The organism is Thermoproteus uzoniensis 768-20, assembly GCF_000193375.1.
GTDB classification, from domain to species: domain Archaea; phylum Thermoproteota; class Thermoprotei; order Thermoproteales; family Thermoproteaceae; genus Thermoproteus; species Thermoproteus uzoniensis_A.
The window spans coordinates 1,617,109-1,637,825 of sequence record NC_015315.1; the positions used below are offsets into that span (position 1 = coordinate 1,617,109).

Annotated in this window: 23 protein-coding genes and 3 tRNA genes; 9 read left to right on the forward strand and 17 right to left on the reverse strand. The window is 59.4% G+C overall.

Annotated elements, in window-relative coordinates; translation table 11 throughout:
* Positions 1–23 precede the first annotated feature (23 nt).
* The 9 genes from TUZN_RS09060 to TUZN_RS09100 all read right to left on the reverse strand — a co-directional run bounded on the left by TUZN_RS09060 (position 24) and on the right by TUZN_RS09100 (position 6,018).
* Complete coding sequence (locus TUZN_RS09060) at positions 24–461, reverse strand: sigma factor-like helix-turn-helix DNA-binding protein (protein ID WP_013680661.1); 438 nt, start codon at positions 459–461, stop codon at positions 24–26.
* Between the two features lie 205 nt (positions 462–666).
* The gene (pyrH, locus tag TUZN_RS09065) at positions 667–1,326 is read right to left on the reverse strand and encodes a UMP kinase (protein ID WP_013680662.1); all 660 of its coding nucleotides are present in this window, start codon (positions 1,324–1,326) and stop codon (positions 667–669) included.
* On the reverse strand, positions 1,323–1,832 hold the full coding sequence (locus TUZN_RS09070; protein ID WP_052886217.1) for a hypothetical protein: 510 nt from the start codon (positions 1,830–1,832) through the stop codon (positions 1,323–1,325). Before TUZN_RS09070 ends, pyrH begins: the two co-directional genes overlap by 4 nt.
* A gap of 332 nt (positions 1,833–2,164) precedes the next feature.
* A complete protein-coding gene (locus TUZN_RS09075; protein WP_013680664.1) occupies positions 2,165–3,343 on the reverse strand; it encodes an MFS transporter in 1,179 nt (392 codons plus the stop codon).
* Positions 3,344–3,733: 390 nt separating this feature from the next.
* The gene (locus tag TUZN_RS09080) at positions 3,734–4,018 is read right to left on the reverse strand and encodes a hypothetical protein (RefSeq protein WP_013680666.1); all 285 of its coding nucleotides are present in this window, start codon (positions 4,016–4,018) and stop codon (positions 3,734–3,736) included.
* Between the two features lie 67 nt (positions 4,019–4,085).
* Positions 4,086–4,199: transfer RNA gene (locus TUZN_RS09085), tRNA-Pro, on the reverse strand.
* A 28-nt stretch (positions 4,200–4,227) separates the two neighbouring features.
* Positions 4,228–4,620, reverse strand: coding sequence for a CBS domain-containing protein (locus TUZN_RS09090; protein WP_052886218.1), 393 nt, complete (start codon positions 4,618–4,620; stop codon positions 4,228–4,230).
* Between the two features lie 61 nt (positions 4,621–4,681).
* Entirely contained in the window at positions 4,682–5,344 is a 663-nt protein-coding gene (locus tag TUZN_RS09095) for a hypothetical protein (RefSeq protein WP_420804563.1), read from the reverse strand.
* Between the two features lie 233 nt (positions 5,345–5,577).
* Positions 5,578–6,018 (reverse strand): helix-turn-helix domain-containing protein, encoded by a 441-nt coding sequence (locus TUZN_RS09100; protein ID WP_013680669.1) that lies wholly within the window; start codon positions 6,016–6,018, stop codon positions 5,578–5,580.
* A 594-nt stretch (positions 6,019–6,612) separates the two neighbouring features.
* Here TUZN_RS09100 and TUZN_RS09105 point away from each other — a divergent pair.
* Together TUZN_RS09105 and TUZN_RS11095 are read left to right on the forward strand one after the other, a co-directional pair.
* Positions 6,613–7,971, forward strand: coding sequence for an MFS transporter (locus tag TUZN_RS09105; protein WP_052886220.1), 1,359 nt, complete (start codon positions 6,613–6,615; stop codon positions 7,969–7,971).
* Positions 7,972–8,018: 47 nt separating this feature from the next.
* Positions 8,019–9,134, forward strand: coding sequence for an MFS transporter (locus TUZN_RS11095; RefSeq protein WP_013680671.1), 1,116 nt, complete (start codon positions 8,019–8,021; stop codon positions 9,132–9,134).
* On the opposite strand, the gene TUZN_RS09115 is transcribed toward TUZN_RS11095, so the two are convergent.
* Positions 9,116–9,205: transfer RNA gene (locus TUZN_RS09115), tRNA-Val, on the reverse strand. The two genes, TUZN_RS11095 and TUZN_RS09115, sit on opposite strands and share 19 nt — an antisense overlap.
* An 83-nt stretch (positions 9,206–9,288) precedes the next feature.
* A complete protein-coding gene (locus TUZN_RS09120; RefSeq protein WP_237698220.1) occupies positions 9,289–9,501 on the reverse strand; it encodes a hypothetical protein in 213 nt (70 codons plus the stop codon).
* A gap of 298 nt (positions 9,502–9,799) precedes the next feature.
* Here TUZN_RS09120 and TUZN_RS09125 point away from each other — a divergent pair, with 298 nt between their 5' ends.
* From TUZN_RS09125 to TUZN_RS09135, 3 genes are all read left to right on the forward strand, one after another.
* Positions 9,800–10,102, forward strand: a complete 303-nt coding sequence (locus TUZN_RS09125) for a hypothetical protein (protein ID WP_013680673.1) — start codon at positions 9,800–9,802, stop codon at positions 10,100–10,102.
* Complete coding sequence (locus tag TUZN_RS09130; protein WP_013680674.1) at positions 10,099–11,007, forward strand: ATP-dependent glucokinase; 909 nt, start codon at positions 10,099–10,101, stop codon at positions 11,005–11,007. The genes TUZN_RS09125 and TUZN_RS09130 overlap by 4 nt, the downstream gene beginning before the upstream one ends.
* Before the next feature lie 72 nt (positions 11,008–11,079).
* Positions 11,080–12,264: an ATP-binding protein gene (locus TUZN_RS09135; protein WP_013680675.1), complete on the forward strand. Its 1,185-nt coding sequence runs from the start codon at positions 11,080–11,082 to the stop codon at positions 12,262–12,264.
* Positions 12,265–12,361: 97 nt separating this feature from the next.
* Here TUZN_RS09135 and TUZN_RS09140 read toward each other — a convergent pair.
* Together TUZN_RS09140 and TUZN_RS09145 are read right to left on the reverse strand one after the other, a co-directional pair.
* Positions 12,362–12,476 (reverse strand) — tRNA-Met (locus TUZN_RS09140).
* A gap of 193 nt (positions 12,477–12,669) precedes the next feature.
* Positions 12,670–13,185, reverse strand: coding sequence for a hypothetical protein (locus tag TUZN_RS09145; protein WP_013680676.1), 516 nt, complete (start codon positions 13,183–13,185; stop codon positions 12,670–12,672).
* Positions 13,186–13,207: 22 nt separating this feature from the next.
* Here TUZN_RS09145 and TUZN_RS11495 point away from each other — a divergent pair, with 22 nt between their 5' ends.
* A complete protein-coding gene (locus TUZN_RS11495) occupies positions 13,208–13,378 on the forward strand; it encodes a hypothetical protein (protein ID WP_237698221.1) in 171 nt (56 codons plus the stop codon).
* A gap of 369 nt (positions 13,379–13,747) precedes the next feature.
* Here TUZN_RS11495 and TUZN_RS09150 read toward each other — a convergent pair whose 3' ends face one another.
* Positions 13,748–14,443: a hypothetical protein gene (locus TUZN_RS09150; protein WP_013680677.1), complete on the reverse strand. Its 696-nt coding sequence runs from the start codon at positions 14,441–14,443 to the stop codon at positions 13,748–13,750.
* Between the two features lie 42 nt (positions 14,444–14,485).
* Positions 14,486–15,607 (reverse strand): glycosyltransferase family 2 protein, encoded by a 1,122-nt coding sequence (locus tag TUZN_RS09155; protein WP_013680678.1) that lies wholly within the window; start codon positions 15,605–15,607, stop codon positions 14,486–14,488.
* Positions 15,608–15,736: 129 nt separating this feature from the next.
* Between TUZN_RS09155 and TUZN_RS09160 the strand changes: the two genes are divergently transcribed.
* Complete coding sequence (locus tag TUZN_RS09160; protein WP_013680679.1) at positions 15,737–16,237, forward strand: ribbon-helix-helix protein, CopG family; 501 nt, start codon at positions 15,737–15,739, stop codon at positions 16,235–16,237.
* A gap of 30 nt (positions 16,238–16,267) precedes the next feature.
* Positions 16,268–16,552 (forward strand): hypothetical protein, encoded by a 285-nt coding sequence (locus tag TUZN_RS09165; protein ID WP_013680680.1) that lies wholly within the window; start codon positions 16,268–16,270, stop codon positions 16,550–16,552.
* Here the strand turns inward: TUZN_RS09165 and TUZN_RS09170 are convergent.
* Positions 16,540–17,295, reverse strand: a complete 756-nt coding sequence (locus TUZN_RS09170; protein ID WP_148678642.1) for a hypothetical protein — start codon at positions 17,293–17,295, stop codon at positions 16,540–16,542. The two genes, TUZN_RS09165 and TUZN_RS09170, sit on opposite strands and share 13 nt — an antisense overlap.
* Positions 17,296–17,349: 54 nt before the next feature.
* On the opposite strand from TUZN_RS09170, the gene TUZN_RS09175 reads away from it, so the two are divergent.
* Entirely contained in the window at positions 17,350–18,081 is a 732-nt protein-coding gene (locus TUZN_RS09175; RefSeq protein WP_013680682.1) for a creatininase family protein, read from the forward strand.
* Positions 18,082–18,096: 15 nt separating this feature from the next.
* On the opposite strand, the gene TUZN_RS09180 is transcribed toward TUZN_RS09175, so the two are convergent.
* Entirely contained in the window at positions 18,097–20,517 is a 2,421-nt protein-coding gene (locus tag TUZN_RS09180; RefSeq protein ID WP_013680683.1) for a glycoside hydrolase family 57 protein, read from the reverse strand.
* Positions 20,518–20,717: the final 200 nt, after the last annotated feature.

The window sequence follows — 20,717 nt, forward strand, 5'->3', positions numbered from 1 at the left end:
ACTTACGCCCTATCCAGCAACCTTCACTGGAACGACCTCCCCCTAAGTAGCTTCACCCACGCGTTGCGCCTTATGAAGTCGGGAGCCCCGTCAGCAGGCTCCGGAGCCTCTGCCGCTTTGCTCTCGACTATCTGCTTGCCGTCAAGCAACTTCTCCAGCCTCTCCAGGACGTACTCGAGCCTCTTGACCAAAGGCTCCAAGTCGTCGACGCGCGGCGTCTGTGGAGGGGCAAAGCTGTATATGACAGAGGAGCTGGCCATGGGCATCACCACAGCGTAGTAGTTGTAGCTAAGCCTTTGCTCGCCGTCCTCAGGCCCGGGCGTCTCCGCAATCCTCCTATGCTTGGATAGGGCCTTGTAGACTGTGTTGATGGAGATCCCCAGCCTGTTGGCTATATCTCTAGGCTTCAGCCCTGAGTTGTAGAGCTCCACAACGCGTTGCTCAGTAGCGGTCAGCTTCACGGCACTCAGTACATGGTGGCTATTAAAGGTGCTGAGGTATTACGTACGGCGCTGACATGCCGACTCCATAATCCGAGGTCGGAGGTATGCGATCCCGCGGTTGGAGCGCCGCTCATCGAGGCCCACGCGGGCCGACTCCGGCTCCGATTAACGCCGGGCCTATATATATAAGCTTTCCGCCGAGGCGATCCCGCGGCGCCGCGGGCTATTCCGGCAAGACGAGCGAGCCGGGATTGGCGCCGTTCCTCAACACCTCCAACAACAACGCAGGCCTCCTCCCGTCAACGATATACATAGGTATCCTCGACCTCTTCAAGATCTCGAGGCTCCAGAGATCGGCCAGCTCATAGGTGCCGGGGAGGGCGCCCGATCTCAGGAACGTAGCGAGCTCCGACGCCTTTATCACCTGTATCTTCCTGGCGTTGGGGTTCCTTCTGGGATCGTCGTCGTATATGCCGTCCACGTTGGCGCAGTTTATCAAAGCCCTAGCCCCCACGGCCTCGGCGGCCAGCGCCGCCACCGTGGCCGTCGACTGCCCCGGCTGGAGGCCGCCCATGACCACCTTCCTCTTGTACCCCAAAGCGGTTAGCAATTCGCCGAGAGACTCGGCGGGTTTGGGGTACGCATCCTCGCCGAGTCCGGCTATCATAAGCCAGGCGTTCAACCTGCTCGCCTCTATCCCGATCACGTCAAGCACGTAGTTACCGGCGCCTAGCTCCCGCGCCGCCTCTATGTAAGACCTAGCGACCGTCCCGCCGCCGGTGATTATGACGGCCTTCTCCTCGACCGACTTGAGGATGGAGGCGTATTCCTTGACCAGCGACCTATCGTCGAAGACCCTCCCGCTGAGCTTCACCGCTATCATTGCCTGGCCAGAAACCTCTCGACGCCCTTCTTTATGCCCTCCTTGACGTAGGACGGCATCTCGAGACCCTCGAGCTGTGGAGACACGCCGTCACATACCTTGGAGAGCTCGTCCATATGCCTAACCGCGTACTCTATGGCGTCTCTGTCGTTGGTCGCATACACCGGCTCCAACACAGCCTGGTCAGAGCAGTCTGACTGCAGCCAAGCCGCCCTCGACCGCGCCTGCGAGATCTTTGTTAGGAACTCGTTCGGGTCGACCTCCTCGCCGCGGTACACGACCTTGATAGATTTACCCAAGAGCTTCCTCCTGACCTCTACCTTGACGGGGCCGGCCTCAACAGGCCGCTCCTCGGCGATGGCCCTCATTACAACATCGGCTACCGAGGCCAGCTCAAGGTCGGCCGAGTACTCCCTCCTCAGCCTCGCACACTCGCAGAGCCTCGCCAACATCGAGTAGTACCCCTCGGCTATGGCGCCTATCGCTATCTCTAAAGGCGTAGGCACGCCTTTAATTACCTGCAATAAATATATTGTGATGAGAACAGGCTAGCCTACAGGTGACGAGGGATCTAAGCGCTGAGATCCTTCGCAGACCGCAACTTATGCGACCGCAACCTGGTCTGGGACCGCCGTGAGGCACGCCCACGCCGGGGGCTGGGGAGCTCGCCGGTTGTTCCAGGCCGCTCGCTCTACGACGTCCCAGTGGCTCCAGATGCTTTAGTAGCTCTTGAAGCGATGACCGCCATTACGCCGGCCGACCGCGCGCCTAGGGCAGACCTCGAGGAGGATAGGCCGCTTGGAGACCCCACTGCGCGATGAATACATCGCCAGATCGCCTAATTAGCGGAGGAGTCCCCTGGGGGTTTCTGGCTTAACTGGCGATTTGCTAGTAAGAGTGCCGCGGCGCCTATTCTCGTCAACGTGGCTACTAATAGAATAGCCAAGGGCGGATTTAGCGTCGCCCACAAGGCGGCAACTACCGGCGTAGCGATGCCTGGGAGGTTGGCCATAAGGACCGCGTTTAACGCCACGAGCAAGCCTCTATGAGTTTTAAAGATGTCGGATGTGTAAATATTAAGAGCCGCTCTGTAAATTGACGCCAGAGAGACGCTTCCCAATATGGCATATGCAAACACCGGAGCGACGGGGCTTAACAACGCAAACGTAGCAACAAAGGGGGAGTCGATGAGGAGAAGCACCGCCAGAAATTTAGGAATAGAGTCTTTATACTTGTCCATCAAGTGGCCTAAAATCAGCGAAAAGGGTATGGGCACAAGGTTGTAAAACGTGAAGAATAGCGCAATTTCGTAATCCGACATGCCAATTACGTCTTTTAGAAACGGGGCTAAAAACGGCGAGATAGCGAAAGAAATGCCTAAGAGCGCCATCACGGCGACTATTCTGGCATATTCACGCGACGTAAGGACATATTTCAACTCTTTTAGATAGCTCAGTGAGGTGGAGGTGGAGACTCTCCTCAAAGTCTCGATTAGGAAAAACCGCGCCATAAGCCCGGCGATGGAAATCACAAGTACCACGTAAACAGCCGACGTACGTCCATATAAGGCGGCGATTAGCCCCAAGGCGAAGGAGCCCGCCGCGTATGACGCGTAGGAGAGCGCCGGGCCGATTGATATAATCTTTCCCCTCCAGTTCTCTGGGACGGACTCGATACGCATGACAAAAGAGGCCGAGGTGGGCAAGCCGTCTGCAACGAAAAACAAAACCACGGCTAGGGGGAGGAGCTCCGGCCTCAACAGACAGAGAATAGACGATATGTATACAGCATCTGAGATAATTAGCGTGGGCTTTCTGCCTATCTTGTCCGCTAGATAGCCCCCCGCAAAATTGGCCAGAGAGTCCAGAACTTGCGACACGAGCCTGACGACGGCGAAAACCCCCAACCCCCAGTCGTACAACCTAAGCGAGAGATACCACGATAAGAACCCGTTTATAAAGCCCTTGCTATACCCAACGCCGTAGAGTATTGCGACATTTCGCTTAATCCACGTCATCGTCGCATGCGCGCCCATCAACTAACACGACCTTTATAGCAGGTTTTTCATATGTATTATTCACCAGCCTCTTCATGATTTTTGCAGAAAAAAGGTTTAAAAATTTTTCTCAGAGGTTTTGCGCCGCCAGGCCGGAGCGTGTAATAAAGCCGGCGTTCCCCCAACTGCAAATTCGTGACAAGTCGCTGTGTCTGTCGGACAGCATGCGTAAAAATGCCGGCTAAGTGCGAAAGCTGGAATAAAGCCGCACGGCCTCCCTCCTCAACTCTCTCATCCAGGGACTGTCGCTCTGCCACTCCGCGGGAGTATACACTATGAGCTCTATATTTAGCAACTACGGGGACGCTCCCCACAAGGCCGTTACCACGATCATCTCGAGGATCCCCCGCTTCATACCTTCTTGAAGACGAGGACGTGGGTTCCGCTCCCCCACTTCCCCGGCCCCGTGGAGTAGACCTTGTAGTGGCTCAACAACCTCAGCCCGCGCTCTGCCGCCTCGTCTACAAACCTGACGGCCGACGTCCTCCTCTCCTCTATATTGGCTATGCCAAGTAGCAACGCAGAGAGCTCTAGGTAGAAGAAGTTAAGAAACGCCTCTTCTGCGCCGATGCCCAGCTCGCCGATTTTTCGTATACTTCTGCAGTTATAATCAAGATCGCACAAAGCGGCGAACACCTCGTCTAATATTGAAGTAGCCTATCTAGTTGAGACATAGAAGAAAGATTGAAAGTGCGAACATATTTGGTGGGGCCGCCGGGATTTCTGGGCGGCTACGCCCGAACCCGGGATCTCGCGGGCCTGCTCGCGGCCGACGCCGCTCCAAGCCGCGCATCTTACCAGGCTCGACTACGGCCCCGGATCAAAAGTATGTCGATTTTAAAAAATTAAGAGGGCGCCTCCGCCAGCCTCTCGAGCGCTATCTTCTCGGCCAAGAAATCCCTGATGCTGATCACTCCGTAGATCTCGTCGCCCCTCATCACCACCATATGCCTAATTCCCATCTCCCTCATGAGGCTCCAGACCGCCTCGACGTCGTCGTTGAAGTTGACCGTGACCACCTCGCGCCTCATGATCTCCTCGACGGGGGCCTTCGGCGAGGCCCCCGAAGCGACGGCCCTAACTATATCCCTCTCCGAAATCACGCCCACCAATCTGCCGGAGGACACCACGGGGAGGAAGCCGATGCGCCTCTCCGCCATTATTCTGGCCGCCTCCTCTATCGTCGCGCTGGGCTCGACAGTTATCACCGGCCTTTTAGCTATAGCCCCAGCCTTCACGACAATATTACACACAGAATTTTAAAAATATTGACTCCGAAAATCGTGAAAAAGTTTATATTTATGAGAAATATGTATATATGCCAAGTCCTATTAAGAAAAATCCTAAAATCAATAAGCTAAGTCTACCAGCTCTAACTAGTATTTGAGGAGCCCTAACCAAGCTGACCAAGCCCCTGTAGGCCAGCATCACTATACCCAACTGGCCTAGGAAGGAGCCGAAGCCGAAGAGGAAACCCACGAGCGCGGCCGGGAACCAGGGCGCGGCCGCCTTAACCGTCAGCGCCAGGAGGAGGACCACGAAGAAATCCCCGCCGAAGGCGGCGCCGAGGCCGTGTATCCATATCGCCTTGTAGTCGGGCGCCGCCTCCCCGCCCTCCTCGCGGCTTTTCCTCAAATATATAGCGGCTATCGCGATCATGGTGACCCCCACCAACACGTCCACAAGCCAGTCGTAGACGCCTCGGAACAGGGCTTCGGGGAGAAGGCCCACCAAGGCGCTCATGGCCGTCCACACGAGCGTCAAGGCGCCTGTGAAGGTCGCGGTGGCCAGCACAGCTCTGGCGGTATCCCTCTGCATCATGGCGTAGGAGATCGTTATAGGCCACGTATGCTCGTCCGGCTTGAGCCCGTGCACCACGCCTATCGCCAGCATGGCCGCCGGCAGTACGTAGCCGAGAGACGAGAGGATAGCCCTAGCTACCGGCTCAAGTATATCGGGCATGGAGAGTATGGCTATGATTATCGCCGTCGCGATAACCACGGCCAAGACCACGTCGAGCCTAAGGCCGTTGTGCACTCCGTCCTCCGTACCACCGGCGGGATTCCTCGTCGCTCTGTGCATTGCGTAACTCAGCATCCTGCATATTTAAGCTTTTCGCCTACGCTATTAGATAACAGTAAACAGCAACGTTTACTAAAATCCATGTGTTAGCTTGGGCGGCTTAACAAAGCGCGCTATTTCGCCGCCCTTTCCGCCAGCTTTTCCGCAAGGGCAGTCCAGAAAATCTCGGCGAGTTCGTTTTTCTTAGGCTGGTGGCTCCTCGCCGCCTCCAGAACCACAGAGGCGAGCCTCCTCTCCTCCTCGCCGGGCCTCAGCCCCAGTAGCTCCAACACCCACGGATTTTCCCTAAGGAACTCTGCCGCCGCCTCGAAAAGGGCTTTCGCAAAGGCCTTCGCGGTTTCCGGATCGAGGCAGTTTCTCCCCTCCGCGTTGCTCCCCTCCTCTTTCTCCTCGACGTTTTCGCCCATTTCCTTCCTAAGCCTCTCCACCTCGTCTTCAGGTATGAGCCATTTATCCCCCTCGCGCACCGCCTTTATCTTGCCTTTCCTCGCCCAGTACCTCACGGCCGCAGGCGTGACGTCGAAGATCCTCGCGACTTCCTCAGTGGTGTACATCCTCACGTACGCCCGAAACGGCGCGCGTAAAAACGTTTTCCGTAATATATAGATATTATCGAGAAAATTTTTCTCAAAACACGAGCCGAGAGAAACGCAACTCCGCGGCGCCACTAGTCCTAGGAAACCTATAGTTGTGCTCACCTAAGTGACGGTAAGCTACACGACTCCCTGCCACTCGAGGACGGCGCGATCGAGGCTGGGCTGGCCACCGAGGCCGAGCTCGACGTAGCGAGGCGGACGGCCCTTAAGGCCGTAACGGCGTTGCGCGAGCTGTACAGAAAGGCGGATTGCGGCTTGCTCGACGTCAAGTTTGAGTCCAGTCGAATAGACCGCGATCCTAGTCGACGAAATATCGGGGGATACGTTCAGTGTGCTGTGCGGAGGCGAGCATCTAGTAGGAAAACCGGAGATGTCGTCGGCTTGGTCGAGCGGTACAAGAAGCTCCTAGAAATTATAGGAAGCTACTCATGCAGGGCTAGGCGTGTCGGAATCGCCGCGAACTCCTATCCGTGATATTTTTTACCGACTTAGCGCGTATTTATTTGTACTTCTTCACAGCAATGTAAATATATAGTCTAAATAACACGACGAATGGAGCAGTCGACTATAGCTGGTCGGTTAGAAAGAATCCCGTGGACATCGTTCCATACGCGCTTGATTATATTACTAGCGATCGGCGAGTTCTTCGAGCTCTACGACCTATTCGTAGGCGGCTTCGTGACAGTCCCGGTGTCGAATTACTATAATATCTCCCTTGCGGCGTCTATATACTATGTAGTCGCTCTGCTGTTTCTCGGGGCCTTTGTAGGCGCCATAGTCTTCACGCTTATAGGGGATCTATGGGGCAGAAGGACGGCGCTTCTCTTCAACCTAGCCCTCATGAGCCTCGCCTACCTCGCCACGCCGTTTGCGCCGAGCCCCGAAGTCCTCGGCGCGTTGAGGTTCGTCGCGGGGCTGGGCGTGGGGCCCGAGGCCTTGATAGTCCTCGACATAATGATCTCGGAGTTCTTCCCGGCGAAGATCAGGGGAAGGGCGCTGGCTACTGCGTACACGATAAGCTGGACCGCGCCTCTGGCGACGGCCTTGCTGGCCTACTATCTGGTCCCCCACACGTATCTGGGGCTCCAGGGATGGCAGTGGATGTTCGTAATAGGCGGGCTCGGCATACTGCTGTTCTTGCCGTTCCGCTTCCTGATCCCCGAGTCTCCCCGTTGGCTTGAGGTCAAGGGCAGGACCGCGGAGGCCGAGAGGATCGTGGCCAAGATAGAGGAGGTGGCCGTTAGGGAGAAGGGCCCGCTACCGCCGCCGGTCCCCGTGCCTGTCGTGAGGGCTGAGAGGGTGCCTCTCGGCGAGCTCTTCAACGAGGAGTACAGGCGCAGGACCATAATGCTGTGGATATTCGAGTTCTTGCAGACCGGCGTCTACTACGGCTTCGCGAGCTTGGCCCCGGCCGTGCTTTACAGCAAGGGCTTCACCCTCGTGAGGACCCTCGAGTACTCGGTGTTGATATACACGTCGTATTTCTTGTCGTCGCTTATATCGATATTCGTGATAGACAGCGTCAAGTTCGACAGGAAGTGGCAGGTTGCCCTCGTGGCGTTGTTGATGGGCGTAGACGGGCTGGCGTTCGGCTACTCCACCACGCCGGTGCAGGTAGTGGCCACGGGCTTCATATTCGGGCTCCTCGCCAACATATTCTCCAACGCGTTCCACCAATACGGCGCAGAGCTGTACCCCACGAGGATAAGGGCGTTCGCCGACGGCGTCCAGTACTCCTTAAGCCGCCTGGGGAACTACGTCTGGCTGTCGCTCCTCCCGCTGGTGTTGAAGGCCTACGGCGCCTTCGCCATGTACGCAGTGGTCTTCGCCATGGCGGTGGCCGTGTTCCTCGACGTAGGGATACTGGGGCCGAGGGCGTCCCAGATAGAGCTGGAGAAGCTCTCCAAGTGACGGCCGCTTTTGCTAAACTTTAAAAGGACCTTGCGCCCCGCCTTGCGGTGGGGCTGTTCCGCTATATATTGGCCTCTAGGGCCGTATACGCGCTCCTCTGGTTCTACTTGTCCCCCCTCCTCCCCGCAATGTCGAGGGACCTCCACGTCGCCGAGGCCCAGCTGGGGTTCCTGCCAGCCGCCTTCATAGCGGGCGCGGCCGCTGCCCAGATCCCGGCCAGCGTGTTGGGGTCGAAGATAGGCGACGTCAAGGCGGCGGGAATCGGGCTGTTCCTGCTGGGTCTGGGATCCGCGCTGACGGCCGCCAGCCCGACTTGGGGCGCCGCGTTGGCCCTAAGGGCGGTCGCCGGCGTCGGCGCAGGGCTGTTCTTCTCCACGGCAGGCGCGGCGTTGGTGGCGTTGAGGCCCGGCGAGGCGGGCAGAGCGCTCGGCCTATACAACGCGTCTTTCAACATAGGGGCCTTCCTCGGCTACTACTGGGGCTACGTCGCCGGGCCGCTCGGCTGGAGGGCCGCGGCCGCCATCCCCGGCGCGGTCGCGGCTGCCATGGCGCTTCCCCTAATCGCTCAGGGCGGCTTCAGACACGGGGCTAAGCCGACCGCCTCGGCCCTCTGGCTGGGCCTCGCCTCGTTTCCTCTATGGGGCGCGGTGTACGCCGCCAACAGCCTCGCCGCCTCGTGGCTACACTACTACAGAGGCCTCCCGGCCTCCGAGGCGGGCGCGATAACCTCAGCGTCTATGCTGTCGGGCCTTCTAGGAGGCTCCCTCGGAAGCGTCTACGACAAGGCCCGAGATAAACGCGCGGTGTTTCTCTACTCGGCGGCCCTCTCGGCGGCCGCCATGGCCGCCCTGCCGTATCTCCCCGCCGCGGCGGCGCCCCTGCTGGTGTTCGCGTACGGCGCCGCGTACACCGTATATATCACGGCCATCTACGCAGAGGGGTCCAAGAGGGGCTCGCCCTCGTCGGCCCTAGCAGTTATAAACGTGGTCGACATGGCGCTCGGCCTCAACATCAGCTATATATTCTCCTTCGCCATGGCGGCCAACCCGCCGTCCGCCTGGGAGATAGACGCAGGCCTCGCCCTAGCCTCGGCCCTAGCGACATCGGCCCTAATAAGGGACAGGAAGGCGGCGGAAAGACGCAGTGGGCCCGCCGGGATTTGAACCCGGGATCTCCCGCGCGTGAGGCGGGCTTTAGGGAACGGCTTTCAATCCTACCGCTAGACTACGGGCCCTTTACGTATATTTCTATCGGTTTTAAAGCTTTGCCCCGCCGCTTCCAGCGGAGTTCCAAGACCGGCGCGCGGCCCGCCTCGGCCTAACGCCACCGCTGGGGCTCGACGGACTCCCTGGCCAGATCCTCGTCGGCGAACTTCCAGAGCCCCCTCCTGGGATCGAGTATCACTATCCCGAGCTCGCCGGCTAGATAGTCGCTTATCAGCACCTCGTCTATATGCGGGTTGACCAACACATTCGCCGTGCGCCTTCTCCCCTCGGCCTTTATATCGACGGACGCCTCCCGTATCCGCAACAACGAGCTTAGCCCTTCTAGGAGGCCGCAAGCCGATTCACCAACGCGGCAGTCTCCAGCTCCCTACTGCCCGCCCTCAGCCTTGCCCTCACCCTCACCGCCATATATCACGCCCACCACTTTCTTCACCCGTATATAGCCTACAGGAGGCCTCCCTGAACGTCTCCAGGGCTATCTTGAGCTCCTCGGGCACGTCCTCCACGACACTTCCCCCGCACCGGTATATAAGCAGATCGGCTTAGGCGCGTACGCGGGAGGCGCCCGGTAAATAATAAAAAGCCTAGGTCCGGCGGGTTATATGCCGTGCGTCAGCGATGAGGAGGCCGTGAAGGCGGCGAGGAGGAGGGCCTTGGGCCTCTTCAGCTCTCTGAGGAGGCCGGAGGCAATCGCCGTGAAGTTCGGCGACGATTGGCTGGTGGGCTTCGTGTCGGCGAAGTACAAGGACGACGAGACGACGCTGGAGGTCAAGTGGTCCTACGTGGACTGCAAAGGCGTGGCCCTCGAGCGCATCCCTCCCGACGCTGAGGCGGCGCTTAGGTCCCTGCTGGAGGACCTGCCCGGCATAATAAAGAGGGAGGTGGAGGCCAGGTCGAGGAAATGATCTTGGCCATAGACGTGGGGGGCACCTGGACGAGGGTCTTGCTGGTGAGGCGCGACGGCTCTGTCGAGCGCCGCGAGAAGATAAGGACTGGGGCGGATCCCGTGGGCGACGCGGCCAGGCTCGCCGACGGCTGGGACTTCGAGGCCGTGGGGGTGGGCTCCATAGGCCCTATGGATCTGAGGACCGGGTGGGTCACCGCGGCCCCCAACTCCCCCTCCAGCAGATTCCCTCTGGTGGACCCCCTCCTCAAGTTCAAGAAGCCCATATACGTCGCCAACGACTGCGTCGCCGCGGCCTGGGGCGAGTACGTGCTCGGCGGCTGGGGCGTCGAGAATCTGGCGTATCTGACCATATCCACGGGGCTGGGGGTGGGGGCTGTGGTCAACGGCCACTTGTTATTGGGCAAGGAGGGCAACGCGCACGAGCTGGGGCACGCCGTCATAGACATACAGGGCGGCGTCAAGTGCGGTTGCGGAGGCCTGGGCCACTGGGAGGCGCTGGCCAGCGGCGCCAATATACCCAAATACTTTAAGACATACGCCGAGAGGCTCGGCAGGCGGCCGCCCGACGTGAGGACGTCGGAGGACGTCTTCAAGCTCTACAGAGAGGGCGACCCTCTGGCCCAGGCGTTCATAGACCACTGGCTGGACGTGAACGCGGCCGGCATAGCCGTGATAACGGCGGCGTACGACCCTGAGGTGTTGGTGGTGGGGGGATCCGTGGCGCTCAACCACTGGGATATCTTCAAGGCGGTCGAGGACAGGCTGAGGAAATACACGCCGCTCACCCCGCCGGCCGTCGAGAGGGCTAAGTTCGGCGACGACGAGGTGGCCATAGGGGCGGCCGCCCTCGCGATAGAGCCCCCCGACACGCTCAAGAAATTCGGCTACCCCAGAGGGGTCTAGCGAGGGCTCCCCAGCGCGGCTATTGTCAGTCAAGTGACAACAATAAATAGGGCCATTGTCAGTTAAGTGACAATGGAGCTCGTCGACAAGTCCAACCCCTGGTGGTGGGATCCCGAATGGCACACGCGGGATCCGCACATATCTGCCTGGGAAGCCCAAAGGGTCAAGTGGACTCCCCAGTGGTTGCGGGAGATCCCCCTGGAGGAGCCCTCGTTGACCTTCGTCTACGGGCCGCGGCAGATAGGGAAGACCACGGGACTGAAGCTGCTCATAAAGAGGCTCGTCGACGAGAGGGGGCCGCGCTCCGTCGCGTATCTGGACCTCGACGTGATGGCGTCCCTGGCAGAGTTCAGACAGACGCTGGAATATTTAGTCAGAGAGAAGAGGCGGCTGGGCGTGAGGAGGCTCGTGTTGATCCTAGACGAGGTGACGGCGGTTGAGGGCTGGTGGAGAGTCCTCAAGTACTTCATAGACTCCGGCGATCTGAGAGGCGACGTGGTCATCGCATCGGGCTCCTCCGCCGTGGGCCTGGCCAAGACGCCCGAGAGATTCCCCGGAAGGCGGGGGGCGGGGAGAGACATCGTCGTCCTCCCCCTCTCCTTTCCCCAATACGTCGAGGCCAGAGGCTTCGACAAGAGGCGCGCCGCCGCCGACCCGGCCACCGCCTCGGCCCTCTTCGAGGACTACTTGAGGACGGGGGGCTTCCCCAAGTCCATAAACTGCCACCCAGACGCCGAGAGGTCCCTCATGGACGCGCTGATATCGGAGGCCTACAGACACGGCAAGAGCCCCAGGCTCCTCCAAGACATCCTGGGAGCTATCGTGGACGCGGCGCCGGGGCCCACCTCATACCACGCGGTGGCCCAAGAGCTCGGGATATCCCACAACACGGTCAGAGAATACGTCGAGTTCCTACAAGACATATTCGTGATAGGCGTATCCCACCTCAGATCCGGAGGCAAGATATACAGGAGGAAGGAGAAGAAGCTCTTCTTCAGAGACCCATTCGTCTACAGGACAGCCGCGTTGTGGACAGGCAGACAGTACAGGCAGGAGGCGGCCCTGGAGCACGTAATCGCCGAGCATCTATACCGCAAGTGGGGCGAGATCTACTACGAGCGGAACAAGGCAGAGGTGGACGCAGTCGCCGGGCCGCTGAGGGTAGAGGTCAAGCTCTCCCGACCCCGCCGAAGCTATCCGCCCGACGTAGTCGTCGTGACCATGGAAAACGCCCCGAGATTCCTGCTGGAGCTCTAGCCCACCCCGCGCCCATAACGGGCAACAGGCGGCGGACGGCCGATATTGACGGCTATCTAGAGGCCTCGCAGTTTCAAGCTTTCGTCAATAACGACGATGCGGGGGCCGGGATTCGAACCCGGGTCCTCCCGGTTGCTCGGGCCGGGAGCCCTTTATGAGCCCTACGCGGGGCTACGCCCCTGGGCGCTCCAACCAGGCTGAGCTACCCCCGCCAGTCCCCACATATATTCGGGTTTAAAGCCTTTCTCTCACATGTTTGTGTTCTTGACCGCGGTCCTTCTCGATCGGCTCGAGCAACCGGGAGGACCCGAATGAAATCCCGGCGGCCCCACCACTACTCTCAATTTCCGGCGATTCCGCTCGCCCCTCCTATGGAATAATTAGTAGATTTTTGTTGAAAGGTATTCATCGGCACAGCCCCAACGCTCTGCACACCGGCTCTAGGCGCATGAGGGCGTCGAGGGCGCCGCCCTTGAGCAGTATCTGTTTTTCCTTTCTGCTCCACTTCTCAATGCCGAGGGCCTTAAGCAAGGCGGCGGTCCTCGCGTAGTCCGCCTCGCGCCCTCCCTCCGCGCCGGCGTGTATGTTGACGTATCCCATCGCGGCGCCGTCTCTGGCCTTGTAGAACCTCACCTCTTTCTTTACCGCGGCTTCCTTCTCCGCGTCGGAGGCCTTAGCCCTCGCCCTCACGACAAAGTGCTCCTTTGTGCCGCCGCGCTCTACGCCGGCCTCAACCTCCTCTATACGCACTTTCAGCCGCCTGCCCCCGACCTCAACCTCCTTCTCTATTGGCGGCTTCACGGAGCCCCACATCTCGCCCTCCCGGAAGTACTGCTCCAGCCGCTCGCGCGCCTCCTTGCCCCTAACCTCGGCTTCCTTTAGGAGCATTTCCTTCAGCCACTGCGCCCTCTCCCTCGCCACGCCGTGGAGAGCGAGCCACCCTATGTACCTCAGCCCATCCGCCGTTATGCAGACAAAGCCCCTCTCGCCTCCCTCCGGCTCTCTGGCGGTGAAGTGGATAAAGCACCAATCGCCTTCACAGCTGTCCCTCAGACCAAGCCCCTTCAGAAGCTCGACGGCCTTTCGGAGGTGCCGCGTCCGCGACTGCGTGTAGGGCCCTCTCGGCCTCTTCGAGATCTGCCGCTACGGGCACTTTCCCCTAGGCAGAGAAGCGCCAGAGCCGTCCCCCGCATCCACGAAGGCCGGCCCAAAGCCTGAGGTAGATAGCCAGCGATGAAGCCACAAACGTCTTGCCGACGCCACCCGGCCCAACAACAGCAAGCCTCACAGAGAGGGAAAGACATAAAGCCAACTGACACAACAGCCGCGCCCCAAGAGCCGCAATAGACACGCAACCCCAACAAAAACAGCCATTTATTACTACAGGATCTGGAGAAGCCGGATATATGTATCTAGATTGGGTTATTGGAACATTCGGAGTTCCCTATGAGATAACTATACCATAAGAAAAAATAATGAAAAATTAGCTATAAAAGTTACCCTCTTTTTGTTGAACAAATAGTAAGCTATATCCATTTCCAGCTTCATATCCCCAAGGTATTAGTGTATTGTTATTCATTACTATTACGTAACTTCCTACAAATTCGTTATTGTAGCTTTGTAATGATTTTATTTCATAAAATATAGATCCGGGATATTGGCTTATCCATATTGATGACATAGGATTTGCGTATGCAGATTCCTTATATCCAGTATCTAATGCATACATTAGTTTGTTTACATCTTTTGGGTCTGTAACTAGTATTGTCCAGTCTCCTGGATTTACCCTATCCAGCAGTATTGTGTTTCCCTCTATGGGTATTTTCACTGTCCCTGTCGTGTTTCCGATAACTACTACGTAGGCTAGCGGCTGGAATTGTGTGCCGTATGGCTGGGGTAGCGTAGTTCCCGTATATCTCTGGTTGAACTGCTCGATTGTGCTGACTGCGTTCTTCAGCGCTGTGCTTGAGGCGTTGTATGTGCCTAGGCCGTGCCAGTTTCCTTGGGTGTCGTAGTAGCCTAGCTCGTAGACTCCTCCCCTAGGCAGTAGAAAGACGTAGGGCGCCTCCACAGCCACGTAGCTGACCGGCGGGCCCGAGGGGCGCGAGAAGAAGAGAAGGAGGACAACGACGGCAGCCACGACGGCGACGGCAACAGCCGCCACAAGCCACAGACGCATACCCAAGACAAGCCCCTCATTTTAAAAATTGACTACGCGTATTCACGTCTGGACCGCGGCCGAGAGCCTCTTAGCGTCATCTTCGCAGTATTTTCGCCCCCTCCACTCGACGCATCTGACGAACGCCGAGGCCCACACGACGGCCGGTATGACGAAGTTCCCCAGGGCCCACGTGGCCAAGACCTCCAACGGGCTTGTCCTTATGCCCGCGTGCCTCTCCACGCCCTTGGCTCTGACGAAGTCCTTTGCCAGGTTGATCAGCGGTATGGAGAGGCCTAGGGCGAGCGCCGGCGCGCCGGTGGCGAGGCCTGCCGCGGGCATCGCTATGCCGAAGGCGAAGTTCAGCGTATATATGGCTAGGCCCACGATCCAGCCCCGGCGCGCGTACCATTTAACCATGAGGACTTGCCTCACGGCCCACTTGAACATGTCGCCCCATCTGCATAGGGGGTCGGGCGTCGGCGCTATGGACCTCCGGGAGAACCATATTCTGCCTCCCAGCTCCTTGACGGCGCTGTAGGTGGCGTAGTCGTCGCTGATGTACTGGGGGAGCCTCTCGGCTATCCTCCCTCTTTCGACCACATCCCTCCTCAACGCCGTGGAGCCTCCCCAGAGGAATCTCGAGCGGGGGTCCTGCATGGCCGAAAAGGCGGTGTTGCTGACGGCGGCTCTGGCCCTCGTGCAGAGGCTCCGCCCCACGTACCACCTATATGTAGTCGCTGCGTCATACGCCGACAGAGGCGCCGTGAGGCCCTCCAGCCACTCGGGGCCCGGCCTTATATCGTCGTCGGCCAGCACTACGCAGTCGCCTCGCGTGGCCTCGAGGGCCTTTGCCAACGCCCAGCTCTTGCCGGGGACGCCGGGCGCCGGCCTTGCGATGAGGATCTCGCCGAACTTCGACGCGACGGACGCCGCGGGGTCGCCCGCGTCGTCGACCACGAACACGTATCTGGCCCTGCCCCTTGTGAGCCTCTGCCGCGCCATCGCCGCCAGGTTCTCCTCCAGGCCTGGAGGGGTTCCTCTCAGGGGGACTATCACGTCCACCTCGCGGCAGGTCTGGCCGTGGCGCTCCTCGACCGACCAGAACTTCGCCTCCCTGTACAGGCCGGCGAGGGCCAAGGCGGCGAGCGCCAGAGAGACGGCTACGAGGACGGCGATCACCACGCCGCGGCGGCGCCGCGTCTTTTTAAGCGTTGTTCCCGCGGTTTAAATAGCCAACGCTCACGCGGCGTAAGATCAGGGATGGGATCCATTTTGAGAATTGCCTGTTTATAAGTCGGCGCGCCCCCATATATGGACGGCGTAAGGGAGTTCGACTTGACCTACGAACAGCTTTTCAGCGCCCCAGATAAGGAGGGGTCCATAGTGTCGGTGCGCGTCCATAGGAAGGTGAAGTCGGTGCTGGAGGAGCTGGCCAGGAAGGAGGGGCTCGACGGGGTCTCGGAGCTGGTGCGCTACCTCATAGCGGGCTACCTCATGGGCAAGTACAACATAGTGCGCCCCGAGAGGCGGGTGGTCGTGGAGCCCATAGTCCTCAACATAAACGTTGCGAAGGGAGGCGGCCGCGACGACCTCGACGTGGAGCTCGCCTTGCAGGAGGTCGAGAAAATTGTAAGCGATGCCGAGGACTACTTGAGGAAGTTGGCCATGGGCGTGGTCATCAAGAACCCCGAGTATATCGCCAAGCTCAACAGACAGCTCGTCAAGGCCGCCAAGACGGCCAAAAGGATGGGCTTGGACGAGGTCTACGCCAAGATCTTGAAGCTCAAGTCGCAGCTCATGGTGTTGGGCTGAAAGCTTATTAAGACGGCCGTTTGCGCGGGCATGGTCTGCGAGAGGTGGGAGAGGCTTATGCAACAGGCCGAGAGGCAGGGCAATAAGGGCAAGGCGCTTGAGTTCAAGGAGAAGCTCGTGGAGTGTTTGGTCTACCAAACGCGGAGCCTCGTAGCAGAGCGGAGGCTCGACGAGGCGGAGGCCTTAATAAAGCAGGGGAGAGATGTGGCCAAGAAATACGGGATAGAGGAGCTTTCATTCCACCTGGACCTCGCCGAGAGGGAGATAAAGGCTATTAGGGAGAGGCGGGCCAAGGCGACTGCTCAGAGCTCGTAGACCTCGTCGAGGAATTTAGACAGCCTGTTTATCTTCCTCCTGCTGGCGCCCACCACAGCCCCGTACTTTCCGAGCCCCACCGCGAGCACGTCGACGACTACGCCGCCCACCTCGCGGCCGGCGAGGACGAGGTAGCCCTGCGATCTGTACCTCCGCCAGAAGGAGTAGAGCCGCTCCGCCGCCTCGTCCCTCCGCGCCCTCATGGCGCCCGCCCTCTCCAATGCCCGCCCCAGCCCCTCCGCAACGGCGTAATAGTAAGGCGGCTTCTGAATCTTCCTTATCTCCATCTTGAGGCCGGGCACCCCGTCGACGGCCGAGAGCACGACGTAGGTCCCCGGGTATCTCGCCAGCGCCGAGAGTCTGTTGAGCACCGCCCTCTTGGCCTCGACCACGGGCACCACGGGCGTGTAGAGGCCGTGGCCCCTATAGGCGGCCGGCAAGACTGCGCCGAAGAGGTTGACGAAGGCAGGCCTAAGGCCTCCCGCCTCGAGGAGCTCGGCCACCAGATACGGCGCCGCCTTCCTTATGCTGGACCTCCCCGGGCGGTAGAGCTGGAGGTTCCTCCTGAGCAGTCCGTGTAGCTTCGACGAGTTCAGCTCGACTGCGCGTCTGAGGACGTCCTCGTTGACGTCTTCCCAGCCGGCGAGATCGCCCAATATCTCGGCGATCAGCCAGCCAGGTGCGTCGTATACTCCGACAACCTCTCCAACGACCTTTCTTAAGGCGTCCACGTTCCCCAACACGGCATCCGCCGGCAATGGCGTCGCTATTTAAAAAGTTATCCCGCGAGGGACTATATGAGGTGGGCCGAGCTTACCTGGCCGGAGTTCGAGAAGGCCGATAAGGCCGTGGCGGTCCTGCCCGTGGGGGTTGTGGAGGCGCACGGGCCGCACCTCCCTCTGGGCACCGACGCCTTGATGGCCATATACGTGGCCGAGAGGGCGGCGGAGGAGGCGGGCGCGCTCCTTCTGCCCCCGATCTGGTACGGCACGACCTACGTCTTGGATAGGTTCCCCGGCACCATATCCATATCTGCCGAGACGCTCTATAGGCTGTACAGGGACGTCTTCGCCGAGGTCGCGAGGAACGGCGTCAAGAACCTCGTCGTGGTTAACGGCCACGGGGGAAATATAGACGCCTTGAGGATGGCGGCTAAGGACGTGGCGAGGTCGGCCGACATGACCATAGTGGTCGTCAACTGGTGGATAGACCTAGCCAAGGAGGCCCGGCGCAGGGTCCTCGAGACCCCGGAGGGCCACGCGGCGGAGGACGAGACGAGCGAGGTCATAGCGGCCTACCCGCATCTGGTTAAGGCCGTGCCGAGAGATGCAGACGAGTGGGTCGAGATGAGGTACGCCGTATACGGGCGGAGGGCCTACGAGGCCATGTACGCCAAGGCAGTGCAGGGCTACCCCTCGAGGGCCTCTAGGGAGAAGGGCGAGGAAATTCTCAGAGCCGCTGTCGAGGAGCTGAAATCGCTGATACTCGACCTAAAGGCCGGGAGGTTGCCTCTCGAGAGGAGGACGTAGGCCTGAAAAAGCTTTTTACGATGCGCAGATCTGCCCGTTGGCTCCGTTTACGTTGACCCAATAGACGCCGCCGGACTGGAATATCTCGAAGACGTACTGCACGCCCGAGCTCGGCAGAGTTATGTTGGCCTCGTACAGGGTATACCCGCCGTACGTGCCCACGGGCTTGGCCAAGACGTCGTCGACGGGCCACCACCAGCTACCGTAGCCGTAGTGCAACACGGGGTAGACCGTCCCGCTGGACTGGACGGCCACCACTATGCCCACGGTGGAGCCCGCTGGGGCGTAGACGCAACCGGGCGCGGACGCCGGGCTGTAGGACGCGTAGCCGCCTCCTCCGTACACCCTGACCTGATACACGTAGGCGCTCTGCACGATGCCGCTCGGCGTCGGCAGAACGGTTATCCAGTAGTTGCCGTCGGCTGTCGACGTGGCGTGGGCGTAGTAGGTGTTGGAGCCCTGTACTATGTAGATGAATTCATAGTTACCCGGCTTGAGGTCCACCGTCGCCGTATAGACGTAGTTGTTGCCGTAGATCCCGCTGAAGTTCATGGGGACGAAGTATAGATACGTCCACGGCCCTCCGAAGTAGTTGACAGGGCCGAAGTGCAATACTGCCCTTATCAGCTGCGCGTCGGCGGGGTTGGGAGGCGAGTAGTTAGGCGACCAGACTTGTACGCTGAAGGTGTACGGCCCCTCCACCGTCACTATGCGCTCGAAGGGCGAGCCAGCCCAGCCTATCTGCGCGTTGCTCGAGAAGTATATGGGCTCGTCGAGAGGCCACGTATAGTTATAGCGCGCCGCCGCACAACGCGCGAAGGCTCTGAAGAGGTCGTCGAATATATACGGCGTCGCCGAGGCGAAATAACCGCTGTACCAGAAGAACCAGTCGCCCGCCTCCGCCTCGTACATGCAAGTCCAGTTGGCCACGTCCTGCCTCACGTTGTACAGAATAGTCCACGCCAAGTTCTGCTCCCAGTTGCCGACCCAGGTGGAGAAGTCGCCGGCCCAGGTGGAGGCGACCACGGGCCTCTCGAGCGGCAACGCCTTGGACTTAAGCGCCTCCACCGCCTCTAGAGTTGTGGCCATCTTCATGGTCCTATCGCTCTTTATGAGCCCGTAGAGGTACGTGAGGTACTGGACGCCGTCGTCCTTGAAGTACTGGAACGGGTTCTCGCCGTCAAGCGCTATCAAGACCACGCCCCTCTTCACGCCTGCCTGCTCCAGCTGGTACTCCACCGATTTGATCATCCAATAGGTCTTATTGGCGGCGTAGAGGGGGCCGCGGCTGTTCACGTCGCCGCTGGCGCCGAACCCTATGTAGTTCGATATCTGGTCGTCCCTGGCGAGTATATAGAGGCGGCCGTATTCGGTGGGTATGTACCACAGGGCGTAGTTGAGCACGCCGGGCGGACGGCCCAACGTTAAGGCCAGGGTGTCGCCCGATATGTAGGTGTAGTTGAAGCCGGCCTCCGCGACCAGCTCTAAAGCTTCCTGCGACACGGCCATCTCGGGCGGCCAGAGCCCTCTGGGCACGAACCCAAACGTCTGGTTATAGAAGGTCCTCGCTTCCAGCAACTGCCGGTACACGTCCTGCGGGTAGCTGAAGCCCGTGGGCGGCACTATTAGATACGGATTGCTCTGTAGAGCCGACGTCAAGTTCGCCACTAGAGGCATTATTGGGTAGTACATGGGGGTAGTCACGAACTCTATCGAGCCCGACCCGCCACCCCTCTCCTCTATCAGCTGGAGGAGCCTCTCCGCGTATCTCTGGAACCCCGCCAGCAGGAGATCCCGTTGCTGTATCGTGAAGTGAGTCGTACAGTTGCTGGCCAGCGCGTAGAGATATATGGGCCTTAGCTGGGGGTCGCGCTCCAGGATATAGACGTTGTACCAAGCTAGGTTGAAGAGGGTCTGGAGATCTAGGTAGTCTTGCGGCGTGAAGTTCTGGAGGGCCCACTGGATGCCGTTCTGCTTCACCTCTTGATATATGCAGTAGTACCTAGGGTATCGCTCTATCTGTATAGGCGCTACATCGAAGAAGCGCTCCAGTATGAAGAGCTTCTGGGCTTCCGATAGGGAGTACGGGTCGGCCTCAGAGGCTTGGAGGTAGGGGTCGTCGTATTTCCCCTGGGCCACAATCTCTATCTGTTCGAGTAATGTCGGCGTGAAGTCGAAGGTGACATGGGCGTGTTCGGCCAGAGCCAATGCAACCATGGGGTAATAGCCCTTGGTGACCCAGAGCCGCGGCCAGGGCGCCAACACCATGCCGTTCGGCAATACGTAGGGCGGCTGGTGCATGTGCCAGAGGAAGACCACGTACAGCCTAGTGTGGATCGTATAGGCCTTGGAGGAGCCGTTCACCGCGGCTAGGCCATACGAGGCCAATGCCAACAGCAACAAAACCGTTACGGCTAATATTAGTTTCTTATTCATAGAGAAATATAATGTAGGATCTTTTTAACAATTCCGCATATAAGCGCGATAGGCTTGCGCGGCACGCCGGCCGTCTGTGGACATTTATACAGAACCCATTACATGAGGCGGAGGATTGTGGCGGGGTCTTTTGGACGCCTCTGGGAGTATTGGGAGCCTTTGGGGATTCCTACGGGCTGCGTTCGGGCTAGCCCTGGTCG